Annotated in this window: 1 protein-coding gene; it reads right to left on the bottom strand. The window is 60.6% G+C overall.

Translation table 11 applies throughout. The features are described from left to right. Positions 1–216: 216 nt before the first annotated feature. A partial coding sequence (locus AB4Z27_RS29855; protein ID WP_441646093.1) for a pantoate--beta-alanine ligase occupies positions 217–360 on the bottom strand: 144 nt, incomplete at its 5' end.

Raw genomic sequence — 360 nt, 5'->3', positions numbered from 1 at the left:
GTCGGGCACGGTGGTCTGGAATCGGTCGGTCAGCGACGATTCCGCCTCGACAACGGCCTCCTCGGGCGCGTGGTACACGAGCGGCATGGTGGAACTCCTCAACACAATGCCGTGATGGTAATGCAAGTGCATTACCTGAGCAATGCAAATGCATTACCGACGGGCCGAAAAAAAGCCCGCGCAGCGACGGGCTTTTTGCAGCGAGACGCTAAAACCTCAAATCTCGAGGTTATCGATCAACCGCGTCGCGCCCAGTTTGGCGGCGGTCAGCACGACCAGCGGTTCGCCGGCGGCGAATTCCTCGCGGGTGGGGGCTTGCAGGTTTTCGCGTTTGCGGATGGACACGTAGTCGGGCTTCCA

Source organism: Cupriavidus sp. KB_39 (assembly GCF_052114485.1).
Lineage (GTDB): Bacteria > Pseudomonadota > Gammaproteobacteria > Burkholderiales > Burkholderiaceae > Cupriavidus.
Note: the sequence above shows the minus strand (reverse complement) of the source record. Positions and strands in the feature narration are given on the sequence as shown.